Origin of the sequence: Streptomyces sp. V4I8 (assembly GCF_041261225.1) — a bacterium.
Lineage (GTDB): Bacteria > Actinomycetota > Actinomycetes > Streptomycetales > Streptomycetaceae > Streptomyces.
In genome coordinates this window covers 1,408,081-1,428,037 of sequence record NZ_JBGCCN010000001.1, presented here as the reverse complement: position 1 = coordinate 1,428,037, position 19,957 = coordinate 1,408,081, and the positions used below count along the sequence as shown (strand labels likewise).

The following is a 19,957-nucleotide window of genomic DNA, read 5'->3' as shown; positions in this document are numbered from 1 at the left end:
AAGTTCAGGGAGGTAGGTCCTTGCTGCGTTATCGGAGCGCGGAGACGGAACTGCCGGGAGACCCCGTCCAGTTGGCGGCAGGGCTGGCGGAGTCGGGCTTGTTCGACCAGTACGTGATCTACGAACAGAACGGCGACTTCTGGTTCGCCGGTGGGACGCTCGGCGAGATCCTGGTCGGGCGCTCCGAGATCCGCCGCCGATGGCTCGACGAGGCAACCGCGACCCCGCTCGGGCCACACCCGCTGCGCCAGGTCCACGAGGAACTGCACCGGATGGCCGTCGAGGGCTGGAACGCCTACGGCTGGATGGCGTTCGAGTTCTCCCACCTCCACGCAGGCCGCCCCGACCGGGCCGGCGACGACGATCTGCTCCATCTGCTGGTTCCGCACAGCGAAGTGAGGATCGGTCAGAAAGGCGTCCTCATCCGCAGCGCGGACCAGGAGACGCTGGACGCGCTGACCGGGTTACTCCAGCCCACCGGCGCGCACCGCACCGGCGATCACCGCACCGCCGTACCCCGACCCGTCGACGTCTCGGACGGCGAAGGCCGCTACCCGGACATGGTGGCCCAGGCCATCGAGGAGATACGGACGACCGAGCTGCAGAAGGTCATCCTCTCCCGGACCGTGGACGTGCCCTTCCCGGTCGACTTCGTCGCCACCTACGTCCACGGCCGCTCGCACAACACCCCGGCCCGATCCTTCCTGGTGAACCTCGGCGGGCGCCGGGTCGCCGGATTCAGCCCCGAGACCGTCGCCGAGGTCACCGCGGACGGCGAGGTCGTCACCCAGCCGCTCGCCGGAACCCGCGCACGCGGCTTCGGCGAGCAGGAGGACGAGCGCCTGCGCGCCGAACTCCTCGCCGATCCCAAGGAGATCAGCGAACACGTGCTGTCGGTCAAACTGGCCGAGGAGGAGATGGCCACCGTCTGCCGGCCGGGCACGGTCTCCGTGCGCGACCTGATGACCGTCCGCCGGCGCGGCAGCGTGCAGCACCTCGGCTCCAGCGTGCACGGTCTGCTGGTTGAGACCGCCACCGCCTGGGACGCCCTGCGTGCGGTGTTCCCCGCCGTGACCGCCTCCGGCATCCCCAAGGGCCCCGCGTACGACTCCATCGCGCGGCTGGAGAAGGAACCGCGCGGCATCTACAGCGGGGCGGTGCTGAGGGCCGGCAGCGACGGCGCGCTGGACGCGGCGCTCGTCCTGCGCAGCATCTTCGAGGAGGCCGGCCGCACCTGGCTGCGGGCGGGCGCCGGCATCCTCGCCGGCTCGACCCCGGCTCGCGAACTGGAGGAGACCTGCGAAAAACTCCGCAGTGTCGCCCCCTACGTCGTCCCCGCCCAGGGTCAGGGGCGCGCGTGAAGCTGGGGGAAGTGGTCGTCGACGTAGCGCCGTTGCGCTCCAGCAGGGACTTCAGACTGGTCTTCGCCACCCAGGCGATCTCCATGGTGGGCACCCACCTCACCTCGGTGGCGGCCAGCCTGCAGATCTACCACCTCACCGGCTCGTCGGTCCAAGTGGGCCTGATGAGCCTGGTGCTGGGCCTGTCGCTGCTGGTCGGCCTGGTCACGGGCGGTCTGCTCGCCGACCGGGTCGACCGGCGCAAGGTCATGCTCAGCACCCGGGCCGTGACCGCGGTGGTGATCGCGGGGCTCGCGGTGAACGCGGCGCTGCCCGGTCCGCAGGTGTGGTTCGTCTTCGTGGCGGCCGTACTCGCGGGCTTCACCGCCGGGTTGGGCGGTCCCGCCCTGATGGCCGCGACCCCGGCCCTGGTGACGCCCGGACAGCTGGCCGCGGCGGGTGCGCTGACGACCCTGACCGCCCAACTGGGCGGCATGGCCGGGCCGTCCCTCGCGGGTGTGATCGCGGCCGGCCCCGGTGTCGCCTGGTGCTTCGCGATCGACGCGGCCATCTACGTGGTGGGACTCGCCCTGCTCGCCCCGCTGCCGAAGCTCGCCCCCGAGGGGCCGGCCGAGGCGCAGCATCCGCTGAAGGCGATGGGGGAGGGGCTGCGCTTCCTGCGCGGCAACCAGGTCGTGGCCGGACTGCTGCTGATCGACGTGTGCGCGGTGGTCTTCGCGATGCCGTACGCGCTCTTCCCCGAACTCGGCACCGAGCACTTCGGCGGCGGCCCGTCCACCGTCGGACTGCTCTACACCGCCCCCGCGGTGGGGTCCTTCTTCGGCGCGCTGACCAGCGGCTGGACCGGCCGGGTGCACCACACCGGACGGGCGCTGATCGGGGCCGTCGCGGTGTGGGGCGTGGCGATCACCTGCTTCGGGCTCAGCCCCGACCTGTGGCTCGCCCTCGCCTTCCTGGCCCTGGCCGGCTTCGGTGACACCGCCTCGGAGATCCTGCGCCGGGCCCTGCTCCAGCACTACACGCCGGACCGGCTCCAGGGCCGCGTCGGCAGCCTGTGGCTCGCCCAGGCCACCGCCGGCCCCTCCGTCGGCAACGTCGAGGCGGGCCTGGTCGCCAGGGCGCTCGGCTCGTCGAGCGGTGCCGTGGTGCTCGGGGGAGTGGTCTGTCTGGCGGGGGTCGGGGTGCTGGCCCTGGCCATGCCGGGGCTGCGGAAGGCCACGCTCAGCCGGCCTCCGGACGCCGATGCCGACGCCGACGCCGACGGGGACGGAGGCGGCGACGGCCGGGCGACGCCCGCCGAGGCCTCTCCGGCAGCCGACTGACGCAAGCCCCTCCCACGACAGGGCGGAGAACCATGCCGAGCGCGCGGATCAACGGAATCCGGCTCCACTACGAGGACACCGGCGAGGGCGAGCCGGTGATCCTGGTGATGGGGCAGGGCGCCGGAGGACGGGCCTGGCACCTCCACCAGGTGCCGGCGCTCGTCCGGGCCGGTCACCGGGTCGTCACCTTCCACAACCGGGGCATTCCACCGACCGACGAGTGCCCGGAAGGCTTCACCGTCGACGACCTGGTGGCCGACACGGCGGGCCTGGCCGAGCACCTCGATCTCGCGCCGTGCCGCTTCGTCGGCGTCTCCATGGGGGCGTACGTCGTCCAGGAGCTGATGCTGGCCCGGCCCGAACTCGTGGAGCAGGGCGTTCTGATGGCCACCCGTGGCCGTACGGACCTGCTGCGCGCCGCGATGGCCGGGGCCGAACGTGGCCTGTACGACAGCGGGTTGGAGCTGCCACCCGCCTACACCGCCTGGATCCGCGCCCTGGAGAACCTGTCACCGGCCACCTTGGACGACGACCGGCAGATCCAGGACTGGCTGGAGCTCTTCGCATTCTCGCCGCAGCCCAAGGGGCCCGGCGTGCGGGCCCAGTTGGACCTCCAGGTACCGGAAGGCCGGCTGGACGCCTACCGGGCCATCGACGTGCCCTGCCTCGTCGTCGGCTTCGCGGACGACGTCATCCTGCCGCCGCACCTGGGGCGGGAGGTCGCCGACGCCATCCCCGGTGCCGTCTACCAGGAGATCAAGGGCTGCGGGCACTACGGCTATCTGGAGCGGCCCGACGAAGTGAACCGGGTGCTTCTGGAGTTCTTCAGCGACCGTTCTCTCCGCGACCGTTCTATCCGTGGCCGTTCTTTCCGCGACCGTTCTTCCGCACCGGCGGTTGTTGATTTAGGTTAGCCTCACCTAAGTAGTCTCCTCAGGGGGTCATGGTGCACCGCACCTTGCTGAACGGCAAGATCCACCGAGCCACCGTCACCCAGGCAGATCTGCACTACGTGGGATCCCTGACGATCGATCAGGACCTCATGGAAGCCGCCGACATCGTCGAGGGCGAAGCCGTCCAGGTCGTCGACATCGACAACGGCGCCCGACTCACCACCTACGCCATCACCGGCGAACGCGGCAGCGGCGTCATCGGGATCAACGGCGCCGCCGCCCATCTCGTCCACCCCGGTCACCTGGTGATCATCATGTCCTTCGCCGTACTCGACGAGTCCGAGCGCGCCGCCCACCGGCCGCGGGTCGTCCACGTCGACAAGGCCAACCGGGTCGTCGCACTCGGCGCCGACCCCGCCGAACCCGTACCGGGCGCGGCCGACCAGTTCACCGGAGCCTTCACCCACACCGCGCCACGTCAGTCCGGCGAGCAGGAGAGGAACTGAGCCATGGCCAACCCCTTCGACGACGCCAACGGTGTCTTCCACGTTCTGGTCAACGACGAGGGCCAGCACTCCCTGTGGCCGGACTTCGCGCCCGTACCCGAGGGCTGGTCGTCCGTGCACGGCCCCGACGACCGGGCCGCCTGTCTGGAGTACGTCGAGCGGCACTGGACGGACATGCGCCCGCGCAGCCTGGCCGAGGCCATGCGCCAGGCCGAGGGCTGATGGCCGGCCGCCCCGCCGTGGAGGACGTCCTCCCCCTGTCACCCATGCAGGAGGGGATGGTCTTCCACGCGCTGTACGACGCACAGGGCCACGACGTCTACACCGGCCGGACGACCCTCCGCCTCGAAGGGCCGCTCGACGCAGCGCGCATGAGTGTGGCCGTCGAGAAGCTGCTCGCCCGGCACGCCAATCTGCGGGCGGCGTTCCGCACCCAGCGCTCCGGGCGTCCGGTCCAGGTGATCAGGAGCGCGGTCAGGGTTCCCTGGCAGGTCACCGACCTGTCCGCCCTGCCGCCGGAGGAGCGCGAGCCGGCCTTCCAGCGGCTGCTGGCGGAGGACCGGACCGAGCGGTTCGACCTGGCCCGGCCACCGCTGCTGCGGTTCCGGCTGGTCACGTTCGACGACCGGAACCACAGCCTGGTGATCTCCTCCCACCATCTGCTCTGGGACGGCTGGTCCGCGCCCGTCCTGGTGCGGGAACTCTTCCAGCTGTACGCCACGGACGGCGACCTCGACGCCCTGCCCCGCGTACGGCCCTACCGCGACTACCTGGCCTGGCTGGCCCGCCAGGACCGCGCGGCAGCCGAGCGGTCATGGCAGGCTGCCCTGGCGGGACTTGACGAGCCGTCACTCATCGCACCCGACGCCCGGGACCTTCCGGCCGAGGAGCCGGAGCGGCAGACCTGGGAACTCTCCGAGCAGGACACCGAGGCGCTCACGGCCACCGCCCGGGCCCACGGGCTGACCGTCAGTACCGTGCTCCAGGGACTTTGGGCGATCCTGCTCGGCAGGCAGACCGGCCGCACCGACGTCGTGCTAGGCGCCACCGTCTCCGGCCGCGACGCCGACGTCCCCGGCATCGAGTCCATGGTCGGCCTCTTCATCAACACCCTGCCGGTCCGCGTACGGCTGCGGCCCGCCGAGCCGCTCGCGGACCTGCTGACCCGGCTCCAGTCCGAGCAGTCCGCCCTCCTCGACCACCGCCACCTCGGCCTCGCCGACATCCAGCGCGCCGCCGGACACACCGTCCTCTTCGACACCCTGCTGGTCTTCGAGAGCTACCCCATCGACGACACGGGCATCGCCCAGGCGCTCGGCGAGGCCGGCCCCCGCATGACCGGAGTGTCGGTCCACGACGCCACCCACTACCCGCTGACGCTCACCGCCCTGCCCGGCTCCCGGCTGACTCTGACGCTCAGCCACCGGACGTCCGTGCTGGAGGGTGCGGCGGTGCGCCGCATCGCAGCCCAACTTGACGTCCTCGTCCAGGAGTTCATTCGGCAACCGACAACTTCCGTGGCCAGGCTGGGGCTTCCACCCGCCGACGAGCCGTACGCCCCGGACGAGCACCCCCTCCCGCCCCCCACGGTCCGCGCCCTGTTCGAGAGCCAGGCGGCCCGCACCCCCGACGCCCCCGCCGTCCTCCACGGCGACACCACGCTCACCTTTGCCGAACTCGACGCCCGGGCCGACCGGTTGGCGGCCGCCCTGGTCGCGCGGGGCGCCGGCCCGGAGTCCGTCGTCGCCGTAGCCCTGCCCCGCAGTCCCGACCTGGTCACCGCACTCCTCGCGGTACTGAAGGCCGGAGCCGCCTGCATGCCGGTCGACCCCGGCTACCCGCCCGACCGCGTCACGCTGATGCTCGACGACGCCCGACCCCGGCTGGTGATCTGCGACAGGGTGACGGCACAACAGCTCGACATCAAGCGGGAGTTGGTCTGCCCGCCGACCGAGGAGGCCGCCGTACCGCCGCGACAGCGACCGTACCTGTCGCCCGCTCACCCGGCCTACGTCATCTTCACGTCCGGCTCCACCGGCCGCCCCAAGGGCGTGATCGGCACCCAGCTGGCCCTGGCCAACCGCCTCCACTGGGGCCGGCGGCTGGGCGATGACGACTCACCGGACGGCCCACCCGGCGTGCGCGTCGCGAAAAGCCCCCTGAGCTTCATCGACGGCCTCACCGAACTGCTAGGAGCCCTCGTCGCGGGCGAGGCGGTGGCGCTCGCCGACGACGAGGCGACCGGCGACCCGGCGGCCCTCGCCGCACTGGCCGACCGCCACCGGGCCACGCTCCTCACCGCGGTCCCCAGCCTCTACACCACCCTCGTCGAATCCGCCCCGCCGGACGCCTTCTCCTCCGTCCGCACCTGGATCTCCAGCGGCGAAACCCTCCCCGGCGAACTCGCCGACGCCATCACCCGCCGCTGGCCCCGGGCCCGCCTGGTCAACCTCTACGGCTGCTCCGAGGCTGCCGGCGACAGCCTGATCCACGTCCACGACGGCGGCGAGGGCCCGGTCCCCCTCGGCAGGCCGATCGCCCACACCCGCGTCCACGTCCTCGACCCGTTCCTGCGCCCGGCCCCCTTCGGCGCGGTAGGCGAGCTGTACATCGCCGGCGACGGACTGGCCCGCGGCTACCTCGGCCAACCCGGCCGCACCGCCGAACGCTTCGTCGCCGACCCCTTCGGCCCGCCGGGCAGCCGTCTGTACCGCACCGGCGACCTGGCCGGGCTCCGGCCCGACGGCACGGTGGAGTTCCTCGGCCGGGCCGACGACCAGGTGAAGATCCGCGGCTTCCGGGTCGAACCCGGCGAGATCGAGGCGGCGATCCGCGCGCTGCCGGACGTCGGCCGGGCCGCGGTCGTGGCCAGGGAGGACGGCTCGGCACCGCGACGCCTGGTCGCCTACGTCGTAGCGGTTCCCGGCGCCGCCCTCGACGCCCTGGCCCTGCGCCGGGCACTCGCCGAACGGCTCCCCGCCCACCTGGTCCCGTGGGGCGTGGTGATCCTGAAAGAACTGCCGCTCACCCCCAGCGGCAAACTCGACCGACGCGCCCTGCCCGCCCCCGACTTCACGCGGACGTCCACCTTCGAACCGCCCCGCACCGAACCGGAGAAGGTGCTGTGCGGACTCTTCGCCGAGGTGCTCGGGCTGGAACGGGTCGGCATCCACGACGACTTCTTCGAACGCGGCGGCGACAGCATCGTCTCCGTCCGGCTGGCCGACCGTGCCCGCAGAGCCGGACTCGCCCTCTCCCCCCGGGACGTCTTCACCCACCGCACCCCGGCCGGGCTCGCCCGCGCCCTGCCCGACGAAACCGCCCCCGCGCCCGAGGAGTTCACTCCGACCGGCGCCCCGCTCGTGTCACTCAGCCAGTCGCAGCTCGACAACGTCAAGGCGAGGTGGAGGACTCGATGAGCAAGGCACCCGGGGACGACGGTTCCCTGGTCGAGGACGTGCTGCCGCTCTCCCCGCTCCAGCAGGGCCTGCTGTTCCACGCCCTGTTCGACGAGAGCGCCCAGGACGTCTACACCATGCAGTCCCTGGTGGAGATCGAGGGCCCCCTGCGCCCCCACCTCCTGCGCACCGCCGCCGAGGAACTCTTCGCCCGCCACGCCAACCTCCGCAGCGCCTTCCTCCACGAGGACCTGGACGAACCGGTGCAGGTGGTACTCAAGCAGGTCCCCTTGAACTGGGCCGAGGCGGACGCCACGGGGGAGGACGAGGTGGCCCGGCTGGTCGCCGAGGACGCCGCCGCCCGCTTCGACCTCACCGACCCACCCCTGCTGCGCCTGACGCTGGTCCGTCGCGCCCCCGACCGCCGGCTGCTGATCCTCACCAACCACCACCTCCTGCTGGACGGCTGGTCCATCCCGCTCCTGGTCCGCGAACTCCTCCAGCTCTACGCCGCCCAGCTCGCCCCCGGATCCACGGCCCCGCTGCCCCCCGTACGCCCGTACCGGGACTTCCTGGCCTGGCTCGCCTCCCGGGACCGCGCAGCCTCCGCAGACGCCTGGCGCGAGGCGCTGGCCGGGGTCGCGCCGACGGTACTCGCACCCTCGGCCGCCGGGCTGGTCCCGGTGCCGCCCGAGCTGCACACGCTGCGACTCACCGAGGAACTGACCGGCCGGCTACAGGAGTTCGCGAGGCGCCGGGGCGTCACCGTCAACACGGTCGTGCAGGGACTGTGGGCCCTGCTGCTGGCGCGGCTGACCGGGCGCGACGACGTGGTCTTCGGGGCGACCGTGGCAGGACGCCCCGCCGAACTCGCCGGTGCGGAGTCCATGATCGGCCTGTTCATCAACACCGTGCCGGTCCGGGTGACGGTACCGCCCGGAGAGCAGGTAGGCGTTTTCCTGCGCCGTCTCCAGGACGAACAGTCGAGTCTGATGGACCATCAACACCTCGGCCTCACCGAGATCCAGCGCCTCGCCGGCGCGGGCGACCTCTTCGACACCCTGCTCGTCTTCGAGAACTACCCCATCGACGAGGCCGCGGTCGCCGAGGCCGAGGCGTCCGCCGGACTCCGGATCCTTGAGGTCAAGGGCTCGGGCGCCACCCACTACCCGCTGACCCTCGCCGTACTCGCCGAGCAACGCCTCGGTGTCGTCTTCGAGTTCCGCCCCGACTGCTACGACCGCCCGACGGTGGAGGAACTGGCCGGACGCTTCGAGCGGCTCGTGCATGCGGTGCTTGCCGACCCGGACGCCCGTCTGGCCGCCCTGGACGCCCTCGGGCCCGAGGAGCGCGCCGCGCTGCTGGCGGGCGGGGTGGGTGAGCGGCTGCCGACACCGCAGTACCGCACGATGCCGGAGGTGTTCGAGGCACAGGCGGCTCGTACGCCGGACGCGGTGGCGGTGGTCGGGGACGGGCAGAGTCTGACCTTCGAGCAACTGAACACCAGCGCTAACCAACTGGCGCGATGGCTGGTCGAGTTGGGTGCAGGCCCGGAGCGGATCGTAGCGTTCGCGCTACCGCCCACCCCCGACACGCTGACAGCCCTCCTGGCGATCCAGAAGGCGGGCGCGGCCTACCTGCCTCTGGATCCGACGTGGCCGGAGGAGCGGATCGCGGGGATGCTGGCGGACGCAGGTCCGGTGGCTTTTATCAGCACGAGGACCGCAACGCCCGTCAAGGGGCGCGGGGCTGTGACATTTGCGGCTCCGCCGCGCGGGCGCGACCAGCCACACACAGCCCGCAGTCGCCACACGGCATTCCCCCCCGACTGCTCCGTATTCCTCGACGCCCCCGATGCACGGACCCGCCTCGCGAACACCCCCTCCTCCAACCTCACCGACGCCGACCGCCAAACCCCCCTGCTCCCAGAACACCCCGCCTACGTCATCTACACCTCCGGCTCCACCGGCCGCCCCAAAGCCGTGGTCATCCCCCAGCGAGCCATAGCCAACCTCTTCACCGCCCACAACACCGCCCTGCACAACCCGGCCTCCACAGCGACCGGCAGAGCCCTCCGTATCGGACACGCCTGGCCCATCGCCTTCGACGCCTCCTGGCAACCCATGCTGTGGATGTTCGCCGGACACGAACTCCACATGGTGCCGGAGGACATCCGCCGCGACCCCACAGCCCTGCGCGACTTCCTCGCCCGCCACCGCATCGAGTTCATCGAGCTGTCCCCGTCCCTGCTCGGCGAACTCGTCTCCCAGGGCGGCGACTGGCAGGCCCAGCTGAAGGTGCTCGGCGTCGGCGGGGAGGCCGTACCGCCGGACCTGTGGCGCATCCTGCGGGACACCGACGGGCTCGCCGCGCACAACCTCTACGGCCCCACCGAATGCACCGTCGACTCGGCGGACTGCGACCTCGCCCTCACCGAGCGACCCGCGATCGGCCGCCCCGTGGCCGGCGGCACCCTCTACATCCTGGACGGCCACCTCAACCCCGTGCCCGTCGGCGTCGAGGGCGAGCTGTACGTGGCCGGCGCGGGCCTGGCCCGGGGCTACCTCGGCCGACCCGCCGCCACCGCGAGTCGCTTCGTCGCCGACCCCTTCTCCGACAGCCCCGGTGCGCGCATGTACCGCACGGGCGACATCGCCCGCTGGACCGCCGAAGGTTTGGTGGAGTGCTTGGGCCGGGTCGACGACCAGGTCAAGATCAGGGGCTACCGGATCGAACCGGGCGAGATCGAGGCGGTGCTGCTGGAGCACGAGCTGGTCGAGCGGGCGGCGGTCGTCGTCCGCGAGGACACACCCGGCGTACGGCGCCTCGTCGCCTACGTCATCCCGGCCGTGCCGCCGGCCGAGGACACGGCGGAGTCGCTGCGCCGCGCCGTGGCCGCCGTACTGCCCGACTACATGGTGCCGTCGGCGTTCGTCCCGGTGGACGGCTTCCCGCTCACCCTCAACGGCAAGCTGGACACCGCGGCCCTCCCCGCACCGTCCCGGTCCGCGGGCCCGGCCGCCCAGCCGCCCCGGAACCCGGTCGAGGAACGGCTCGCCACGCTGTTCGCCGAGGTGCTGGGGCTGGACTCGGTCGGCGTGCACGACAGCTTCTTCGCCCTCGGCGGCGACAGCCTCGTGTCCATGCGGCTGGTCAGCCAGGCGCGGGGGGCCGGGCTGGCGATCTCGCCGCGGGACGTGTTCGAGCGGCCCACGATCGCCGAACTCGCCGAACTCGCCGAACTCGCCGAACTCGCCGAACGGGCGGCGGACGCCGCGGCACGCACGGGCACCCCCGCACGCCGGGTGACCGACCCCGGCGACATCCCGCTCACCCCGATGCTCACCTGGCTCACCGAGCAGAGCGGCCCCTTCCGCCGGCTCAGCCAGGCCCGCTTCCTGCGCACCCCGCCCGGCATGGACCTCGACGGCCTGCACCGCACCGTCCAGGCCGTCCTGGACCGCCACGACCTGCTGCGCTCCACCTTCGCCCGGGCGGCGGACGGGGCCTGGCGCTTTCACGCCTCACCCGCGGGCACGGCCCACGCCGTCGACTGCGTTCGCCGGATCGACGCCGAGCGCCTGGACCACACGGCGATCGGCACCCTCGTGCCGGAGGCGATGGACGAGCTGGTCGCCGAGCTCGACCCGGCAGCCGGGTCGATGGCGCGGTTCCTGTGGTTCGACGCCGGCGGTGGTCGCGAGGGCCGGCTCCTGGTCGTGCTGCACCACCTGGTGACCGATGCCGCGTCCTGGGGCGTGCTCGTCGCCGACCTGGCCGCCGCCTGGGAGGGCAGGGACCTGTCATCCGTCGGCACCCCCTTCCGTGAGTGGGCGGGGGAGCTTCAGAAGCTGGCGCCGGGCCGGTCGCCCGAACTCCCCTTCTGGCAGGGCGTGCTGGACCGGCCCGAACCGCCCCTCGGAACGGGCCCCCTGGACCCCGCCCAGGACACCAGGGCCACCCTCCGCAGGCACTGGACCACCCTGGGCCCCGACATCACCGAACCCCTGACCACCGCCTCCGTCCAGGACGTGCTGCTCACGGCGCTCGCACTCGCCGTACCGGCCTGGCGCGGCGCCCCCGACCGCTCCGTGCTGATTGCCCTGGAGGGCCACGGCCGTGAGGAACACCTGGTGCCGGGCGCCGACCTGTCCAGCACCCTCGGCTGGTTCACCAGCGTCTTCCCGGTCCGGCTCGACCCCGGCACCACGGACCACGTACGCCGCGTCCGCGACCAGCTGGCCGCCCTGCCCGACAAGGGCATCGGATTCGGCCTGCTCCGCCACCTCGCCCCCGACACGGCCGCCCAGCTCGCCCAACTGCCCCAGCCCCAGATCCAGTTCAGCTACCTGGGCCGGATGGCGATGGGCGAGCGGCGCGAGAGCGCCGTGTTCACCAGCGCACCCGAGACCGGTGCCATGGGCAGTGGCGCCGACCCGGAGATGCCCGCCCCCTATGCCCTCGTCGTCTCCGCGGTGATCACCGGATCCGAACTCTCGGTGTGCTGGCAGTGGCCGGAACGGCTCTTCACGGAGACGGAGATCGGGCGGCTCGCCGCGCTCTGGACCACGTCCCTCGAACTGCTCCTGAAAGGCGGAGACCAGTGACGGAGACCTCCACCGCCGACCTCGCGGCCCGCAAGCGCGAGCTCCTGCGCCGCAGGCTGGAGAGCGCGGGCCTGGCCGACACCACCGCCCGCTCGGAGCGGATCCCACCACGGCCGCCGGAGATGGCCCGGCTGCCGCTGTCGTACGCCCAGTCCCGGATGTGGCTGCTCCAGCAGCTCGACCCGGCCAGCCCCGCCTACAACGTCTGCCTCGCCATCCGCCTGCGTGGCCCCCTGGACGCGGCCGCCCTGCGCACCGCTTTACAGGGCCTGATCGACCGCCACGAGGTGCTGCGCACCCGCTACCCGGCCACCGCGGACGGCACGCCGGAGCAGGTCGTGGACGCCGAGGCGGACGTGGAGTTCGCCACGGCCGACCTGCGCGGGCTGACGGAGGAGGGGCGGGACCGCACGGCGACAGACCTGGCCCGGACCGCCTCGGCCACCCCCTTCGACCTCGCCACCGACCACCCGCTGCGCACCCTGCTGATCCAGCGCGCGAAACAGGACCACACCCTCGTCCTGACGGTTCATCACATCGCCTGGGACGGCGGCACGTTCAACGCACTCTCCCGCGACCTCACCGCCCTCTACCGTGCGGCGACCACCGGCGAACCCTCCGGTCTCGGACAACTGCCGCTCCAATACGGCGACTTCGCACACTGGCAGCACGCCACCTGGACCGACGAACGCCTGGCCGAGCACCTCGACCACTGGCGCGCAGCCCTGGCCCCCGCGCCCAGCCCCCTAGCCCTGCCCACGGACGCCCCCCGCACCGCCCGACCCACCGCGCACGGAGACCGCCGCTTCCACACCTTCGCCCCCGACGTCACCGATCGGCTCACCGCCTTCGCACGCGACGCGGGCGTCACCCCCTTCATGGTGCTGTTCGCGGGCCTGGCCGCCCTGCTGCACCGCACCACCGGCGCCACCGACATCCCCATCGGCTCGGCCGTCATGAACCGCGACCTCCCCGGCCTCGAAAAGCTGATCGGCAACTTCGGCAACACCCTCGCCCTGCGCGCCGACCTCGAAGGGGACCCAGGCTTCGCGGAACTCGTGGAACGGGTACGCCAGTTGTGCACGGACGGATACGCACACCAGGACATGCCCTTCGACAAGCTGGTGGAACAGCTGAAGCCGGAGCGGCAGCCGGGGCGGTCGGTCTACTTCGACGTCATGCTCCTCTTCCTCACCCAGGGGCTCGAAGGACCGCAGTTTCCGGGGGTGAGCGCCGAATGGGAGACCGTCCACAACGACACCACCCAGTTCGACCTCTCCCTGGAGGCGTTCCTCACCGGGGGCCGCCTGCGGATCGAGGCCACCTATCGCAGCGGTCTGTTCACCCCGGACACCGTCGACCGCCGGCTCCGACACCTGGAGACGCTCCTCGCGGCAGCCCTCACCGAGCCCGAACTCCCGGTCTCGCAGCTGCCGTTGATGGCCGAGGCCGAGCAGCACCGGGTCCTGGAGGAGTGGAACGCCACCGACCACCCCGTCCCCGCCACTCACCTCACCGACCTCCTCGACCGGCAGGCCTCCCGCACCCCCGACGCGCCCGCCCTCATCGCCGACGACGGCCGGCCCGCCCTCGACTACGCCGGCCTGCACGCCCGCGCCAACCGGCTCGCCCGGCTGCTGATCTCCCACGGCGTGGGACCCGAGCACCGCGTCGCGGTGGCCCTGGACCGCGGAACCGACCTGGTGGTGGCGCTGCTCGCGGTACTCAAGGCCGGTGCCGCCTACGTCCCGCTGGACACCGGATACCCGGCCGAGCGGCTGGCGTTCATGGTGGCGGACGCCGAGCCGGCACTCGTGCTGACCGCCCCGGACACGGCACGGGTCCTGCCGCCAGGAGTGCCCCTGCTTCTGCTCGACACGGACACGGCCGCCTTCGACGCCGCCGAGGTCACTGACGGCGACCGGCGTCAGCCCCTGCGCCCCGAGCACCCGGCCTACGTCATCTACACCTCCGGCTCCACGGGCCGCCCCAAGGGGGCTGTCGTCCCGCACGCCGGGATCGTCAACCGGCTGCTGTGGATGCAGGAGACGTACGGACTCGGCCCGGACGACCGGGTGTTGCAGAAGACTCCGGCCGGCTTCGACGTCTCTGTCTGGGAGTTCTTCTGGCCGCTGATCACCGGGGCCGTGCTCGTGCTCGCCCGCCCGGGCGGCCACCGCGACCCCGCCTACCTCGCCGAGCTGATCCGCGACCGACGGATCACCGCCGCGCACTTCGTCCCCTCGATGCTGCGCGTGTTCCTCGACGACCCGGCTGCCGAGCAGGCGCGCGGCGTGGTCCGACGACTGGTGTGCAGCGGCGAGGCCCTGCCCGCCGAACTGGCCGAGCGGTGCGCCGAGTTGCTGCCCGGAACCGAGCTGTACAACCTGTATGGCCCGACCGAGGCCGCCGTCGACGTCACCGCCTGGCCGTGCGCCGAGGGGACGAGGTCCGCCGCCGGTTCCGTACCGATCGGCCGCCCGGTGTGGAACACCCGCACCCTCGTCCTGGACGAGCACCTGCGCCCGGTACCGCCGGGCGTCCCCGGCGAGCTCTACCTGGGCGGCACCCAGCTGGCCCGCGGCTACCTCCGCCGTCCCGGCCTGACCGCGGACCGCTTCGTCGCCGACCCGTACGGCCCGCCCGGCGCCCGTCTCTACCGCACCGGCGACCTGGTGCGCTGGAGCGGGCGGGGGGCGCTGGAGTTCCTCGGCCGGTCCGACGACCAGGTGAAGATCCGCGGCTTCCGCGTCGAGCCGGGCGAGACCGAGGCCGCCTTGGCCGCCCTGCCCGGAGTGTCCCAAGCGGCCGTGACGGTACGGCAGGACCAGCAGGGCGAGCCGAGTCTGGTCGCCTACGCCGTACCCCACCCCGGGACCTCGCCGGCACCGTTGCAGATCAGGCAGGACCTCCAGGCGATGCTCCCGGAGCACCTGGTGCCCGCCGTCGTCGTCCTCGACGACCTGCCGCTGACGCCCAACGGCAAACTCGACCGGGCGGCCCTGCCCGCCCCCGACCTCTCCGACCTCACCACCGCCACCGCCCCCCGCACCCAGGCGGAGGCTGCCCTGTGCGCGCTCTTCGCCGACCTGCTCGGGCTGCCGGCGGTAGGCATCCACGACGAGTTCTTCACCCTCGGCGGCCACTCCGTCCTGGCCACCCGCCTGGTCGCCCGCATCCGGGCCGAGCTGGGAGCCGTCATTCCCCTGCGGGCGGTCTTCGACACGCCGACCGTGGCCGCGCTCGCACCGCTCCTGGAGGCGCCGGCCGCCGGGCGACGCCCCGCACTGCGGCCGTCCCCGCGCCCGGAGCCGGGGCCGCTGTCCTCGGCGCAGGCGAGGCTGTGGTTCCTGTACCGGCTGGAGGGACCGAGCCCGACGTACAACATCCACACCGCCGTACGCCTCACGGGCCCGCTCGACATCGACGCGCTGCACACGGCCCTTCAGGACGTCGTGGCCCGTCACGAGGCGCTGCGCACGGTCTTCCCGGACGAGGACGGCACGCCCTGCCAGCGTGTCCTGACGGATGCCACCGTGCCCTTCGAGATCGTGCGGACCCGGGCCGGGGACGTCGACGCGCTGCTGCGGGAGGCCGCCGCGTACTCCTTCGCACTGGACGCCGAGATCCCCGTACGGGCCACGCTGTACGCCCTCGCCCCCGACGAGCACGTCCTGCTCCTGCTCGTCCACCACATCGCCACCGACGGCTGGTCGGCGGAGCCACTGCTGCGCGACCTGGAGACGGCCTACGCGGCCAGGCAGCGCGGCACCCGTCCGGCATGGCCGCCACTCGCCGTCCAGTACGCCGACTACACGCTGTGGCAGCGGAAGTCGCTCGAAGACGACGGCCTTGCGGGCCTGCAACTGAGCTACTGGACTGGGCAGTTGGAAGGGCTGCCCGAGGAACTCCAGCTGCCCGTGGACCGTCCGCGCCCGGCCGTCGCCGGATACCGGGCCGGTGCCGTGGACTTCACCCTCGATGCGGAGGTCCACCGCGCGCTGCGCGACCTCGCCGGGGAGGCGGGCGGCACCGTCTTCATGGCGCTCCAGGCCGCCCTCGCGGTCCTGCTCGGCCGTCTGGGCGCCGGAGACGACATCCCGCTCGGCACCCCCGTCGCCGGACGGGGCGACGCGGCTCTCGACGACCTCGTGGGCCTCTTCGTCAACACCCTGGTGCTGCGCACCGACATCTCCGGCGACCCCACGTTCCGTACGCTGCTCGCCCGCGTGCGCGAGACGGACGTGGACGCGTACGCCCACCAGGACCTGCCGTTCGAGCGGCTCGTGGACGCGCTCGCCCCGACCCGCTCGATGGGCCGGCATCCGCTCTTCCAGGTGATGCTCGCCCATCAGCAAGCCCCGGACGGGACGAGGGACTTCGCGGGACTGACACTCAGCGAACTGCGCGTCGACCACTACACGGCCAAGACCGACCTCGCCTTCCACGTCTTCGAACGGCCGGACGGCGAAGGCATCACCGGCGCGCTCGTCCACAGCCTCGACCTGTACGACCGCGAGACCGCCCAGGACATGGTCGAGCGGTTCGTGCGGCTGGTGGGCGACCTGGCCCGGCGGCCGGACCTTCCGGTGGCCCTCGCCGACGTCCTCACCCCGCGTGAGCGTGCCCTGATGCTGGGGGAGTGGAACGACACCGCTCACCCCATGCCCGCCACCACCCTCACCGCGCTGGTCGAGGAACAGGCGGCGCAGACTCCCGACCTCACGGCCGTGGAGTACGGCGTCGAGGGCGGCACGCGACTGACGTATGCCGAACTCAACGCCCGAGCCAACGGCCTCGCCCGGCAGCTGGCGTCGCTGGGCGTCGGGCCCGAGCGCCGAGTCGGTATCCATCTGGAGCGCTCGGTGGAGATGGTCGTGGGACTGCTCGCCGTTCTGAAGGCGGGCGGGGCGTTCGTGCCGCTGGAGCCGTCCTGGCCGGCCCGCCGGATCGCCGAGGTGTGCCGGAGCGCGGCATTGACGGTGGTGCTGGGCAAGCAGGGCGACGGAGCGTTCCTCGGGGACGACGCCCCGCCGTTCGTGGAGGTGCGCCTGGACGGCCCCGAGCAGCCGGACAACCCGGACGTGCCCGTGGATCCCGAAGGCCTCGCCTACGTCATCTACACCTCCGGCTCCACCGGCGTCCCCAAGGGCGCCATGATCCGCCACCGGGCCATCGCCCACCGCCTGCTCTGGCAGCGCGGCCTGCTCGGCTTCGGCACCGAGGACGCCGCCCTGTTCAAGGCGCCGCTCGGCTTCGACATCTCCATCAACGAGATCTTCCTGCCGCTGGTGAACGGCGGCCGCGTGGTGATCGCCGAACCGGGCGGCGAGCGCGACGTCGACTACCTCCTCGACACCGTCGAACGCCACCGGGTCACCTTCACCTACCTCGTCTCCTCGATGCTCGACCTGCTCCTGGAACTGGAGGGCTTCGCCCGCAGGGCCCGCTCCCTCAAGCACGTGTGGTGCGGCGGCGAGGTGCTCACCCCCGAGCTGTTCGCCCGCTTCCGCGCCGCGAGCCCGGCCGTGATGTACCACGGGTACGGGCCGGCCGAGGCCACCATCGGCGTCAGCCACGTCGTCTACCGCACCGGCGCCATCCGCAGCGCCGTCTCCATCGGGCGGCCCAACGGCAACACTCGGTTGTACGTCCTCGACGACCGGTTGCAACCGGTGCCGGTCGGGGTGCCGGGGGAGCTGTACGCCGGTGGCGTCTACCTCGGCCGCGGCTATGTGAACGACCCCTGCCGCACCGCCGACCACTGGGTCGCCGACCCGTTCGGCCCGCCCGGCGAACGGCTCTACCGCACCGGCGACCTGGTGCGGTGGCAGCGCGACGGCACCCTGGAGTTCCTCGGCCGCGCGGACAACCAGGTGAAGATCCGCGGCATGCGGGTCGAGCTGGAGGAGATCGAGGCGATCATCGAACAGCATCCCGGCGTCCGGCGCGGGGTGGTGGTCATCCGGGAGGACGCCCCCGGCGTCAAGCAGCTCGCCGGGTACTACCTGGCCGCCGACGACCTCGGCGACCTGCCCGGCTGGCTCCGGGAACGGCTGCCCGAACACATGGTGCCGCGCACGCTCACCGCCATGGACGCCTTCCCGCTGCTGCCCTCGGGCAAGGTGGACCGCGGCTCCCTGCCCGCGCCCGAGACCCCGGCCTCCGGCGCACCGACACGGGCGCCAGCTGACGAACGCGAGCGCCTGCTCTGCGAGTTGTTCGCCGCCGTCCTCGGGCTGGGCCGGGTCGACGTCGACGACAACTTCTTCGAGCTCGGCGGCGACAGCATCGTCTCCATCCGGCTGGTGACCCTGGCCCGCAAGGCGGGTCTCGCCCTGAGCCCCCGGCAGGTCTTCCAGGTGCCCACCCCGGCCGGTCTGGCGGCCGCCTCCGCCGAGCACACCCACACCGCCCTCGCCGACGAGCCGACCGGCGAGTCGGAGCTGACCCCGGTCATGCGCTGGACGGCCGGCCCCGACGGTTCCTACGCCGGACTCGCCCAGGCGGTCCTGCTCGTGACCCCGCCGGATCTCACGTACGCCGCCGCTGTCGACGTGCTCCAAGCGGTACTGGACCGGCACGACATGCTCCGCGCCCGGCTGGCGGAACAGTTGGTGGTGCCCGCTCAGGGAGCGGTGCGGGCGGACGACCTGCTGAGCGAGGTGCGGGAGGCGGCCCTCGACGGCCAACTGGCCGCCGCCGTGGCCCGGCTGGACCCGGCGGCCGGGCGCATGCTCCAGGCCGTCTGGTTCTCCGACACCGGCCGGCTGCTCCTCGTGGCCCATCACCTGGTCGTCGACGGCGTGTCCTGGCGGATCATCACCTCCGACCTGGCGGAGGCCTGGCATTCGGGGCGGACCACCCCGCGCACCGGGACGTCCTTCCGCACCTGGAGCAGGCTCCTCGGCGAGGAGGCCCGCAGGACCGAGCGGCTGCGCGAACTGCCCGGGTGGACGGGCGTGTTGGAGAGCGGAAGGCCGCTGCTCGATCGCACCGTCGACGCCGATGGCTCGCTGCGGGAGCAGACCCTGGTGCTCGCACCCGAGATCGCCGGACCGCTGCTGACCGCGGTGCCCGCCGCCTATCACGCCGCCGTCCCCGACGTCCTGCTGACCGCCTTCGCGCTGGCCGCCGCCGCCTGGCGGGAGCGGCGCGGCGACCTGACCGGCGGTTCGCTGCTCGTCGGCCTGGAGGGGCACGGGCGCGAGGAGGGCATCGCCGAGGGCGTCGATCTGTCGGCCACGGTCGGCTGGTTCACCACCTTCCACCCGGTCGGCATCGACCCCGGCCCGCTCGACCTCGACGAGGCCCTGTCCGGCGGCCCCGCCGCGAGCACGGCACTCAAGCGGATCAAGGAAACAGCTGCGGGCCGTACCGGACCACGGTCTCGGATACGGCCTCCTGCGCCACCTCAACCCCGACACCGCGCCCGCCCTGGAGAAACTGCCGCAGCCGCAGATCCTCTTCAACTACCTCGGACGGTTCACCGCCTCCGGCTCGGCGGGCGAGCCCTGGGAACTCGCCCCGGAGGCCCCGATGCTGAGGGTGCCGCCGGCGGAGAGCGGTGGGCCCACGGCCTTCGGCCTGGAGATCAACGCCGTGGCCGTCGAGGAGGCGGCCGGTGTCCGGCTGCGTGTCTCCGCGTCCTGGCCGGAAGCGTTCCTGAACGAGTCCGAGGCGGGCGAGCTGCTCGGCCTCTGGGAGCGCGCCCTGCACGGCCTCGCCCGGCATGCCGAAGAGGCCCCCGCGGGCGGCCTCACCCCGTCGGACCTCCCCTTGGTCGAACTGACCCAGGGGGACATCGACGACTTCGAGAACGACTTCGAGAACGACCTCGACGACTTCTGAGCCACCACGGACGACTATC

8 protein-coding genes and 1 pseudogene are annotated in these 19,957 nt (G+C 72.6%); all 9 read left to right on the top strand.

Annotated features, from left to right (window positions below; all coding sequences use genetic code 11):
- Positions 1 to 20: 20 nt before the first annotated feature.
- Positions 21 to 1,361: a salicylate synthase gene (locus ABIE67_RS06445; RefSeq protein WP_370254721.1), complete on the top strand. Its 1,341-nt coding sequence runs from the start codon at positions 21 to 23 to the stop codon at positions 1,359 to 1,361.
- The gene (gene entS / locus ABIE67_RS06440; RefSeq protein ID WP_370254718.1) at positions 1,358 to 2,683 is read left to right on the top strand and encodes an enterobactin transporter EntS; all 1,326 of its coding nucleotides are present in this window, start codon (positions 1,358 to 1,360) and stop codon (positions 2,681 to 2,683) included. The genes ABIE67_RS06445 and entS overlap by 4 nt, the downstream gene beginning before the upstream one ends.
- A gap of 32 nt (positions 2,684 to 2,715) precedes the next feature.
- A complete protein-coding gene (locus tag ABIE67_RS06435; protein ID WP_370254716.1) occupies positions 2,716 to 3,597 on the top strand; it encodes an alpha/beta fold hydrolase in 882 nt (293 codons plus the stop codon).
- A 29-nt stretch (positions 3,598 to 3,626) separates the two neighbouring features.
- Positions 3,627 to 4,082: an aspartate 1-decarboxylase gene (panD, locus tag ABIE67_RS06430; protein ID WP_370254711.1), complete on the top strand. Its 456-nt coding sequence runs from the start codon at positions 3,627 to 3,629 to the stop codon at positions 4,080 to 4,082.
- Between the two features lie 3 nt (positions 4,083 to 4,085).
- Complete coding sequence (locus ABIE67_RS06425) at positions 4,086 to 4,304, top strand: MbtH family protein (RefSeq protein ID WP_370254707.1); 219 nt, start codon at positions 4,086 to 4,088, stop codon at positions 4,302 to 4,304.
- The gene (locus tag ABIE67_RS06420; protein WP_370254703.1) at positions 4,304 to 7,501 is read left to right on the top strand and encodes an amino acid adenylation domain-containing protein; all 3,198 of its coding nucleotides are present in this window, start codon (positions 4,304 to 4,306) and stop codon (positions 7,499 to 7,501) included. Before ABIE67_RS06425 ends, ABIE67_RS06420 begins: the two co-directional genes overlap by 1 nt.
- Positions 7,498 to 12,087: an amino acid adenylation domain-containing protein gene (locus tag ABIE67_RS06415; protein ID WP_370254698.1), complete on the top strand. Its 4,590-nt coding sequence runs from the start codon at positions 7,498 to 7,500 to the stop codon at positions 12,085 to 12,087. Before ABIE67_RS06420 ends, ABIE67_RS06415 begins: the two co-directional genes overlap by 4 nt.
- Before the next feature lie 122 nt (positions 12,088 to 12,209).
- A pseudogene (locus ABIE67_RS06410) lies at positions 12,210 to 19,328 on the top strand (amino acid adenylation domain-containing protein); the annotation flags it as partial.
- Positions 19,321 to 19,938, top strand: a complete 618-nt coding sequence (locus ABIE67_RS06405) for a hypothetical protein (protein WP_370268270.1) — start codon at positions 19,321 to 19,323, stop codon at positions 19,936 to 19,938. The pseudogene ABIE67_RS06410 and the gene ABIE67_RS06405, both read left to right, overlap by 8 nt.
- Positions 19,939 to 19,957 lie beyond the last annotated feature (19 nt).

Bases quoted from the DNA above. Each gene is read 5' to 3' on its own strand.
- ABIE67_RS06435 (WP_370254716.1), top strand. From the start codon at position 2,716: ATGCCGAGCGCGCGGATCAACGGAATCCGGCTCCACTACGAGGACACC.
- panD (WP_370254711.1), top strand. From the start codon at position 3,627: ATGGTGCACCGCACCTTGCTGAACGGCAAGATCCACCGAGCCACCGTC.
- ABIE67_RS06425 (WP_370254707.1), top strand. From the start codon at position 4,086: ATGGCCAACCCCTTCGACGACGCCAACGGTGTCTTCCACGTTCTGGTC.
- ABIE67_RS06420 (WP_370254703.1), top strand. From the start codon at position 4,304: ATGGCCGGCCGCCCCGCCGTGGAGGACGTCCTCCCCCTGTCACCCATG.
- ABIE67_RS06415 (WP_370254698.1), top strand. From the start codon at position 7,498: ATGAGCAAGGCACCCGGGGACGACGGTTCCCTGGTCGAGGACGTGCTG.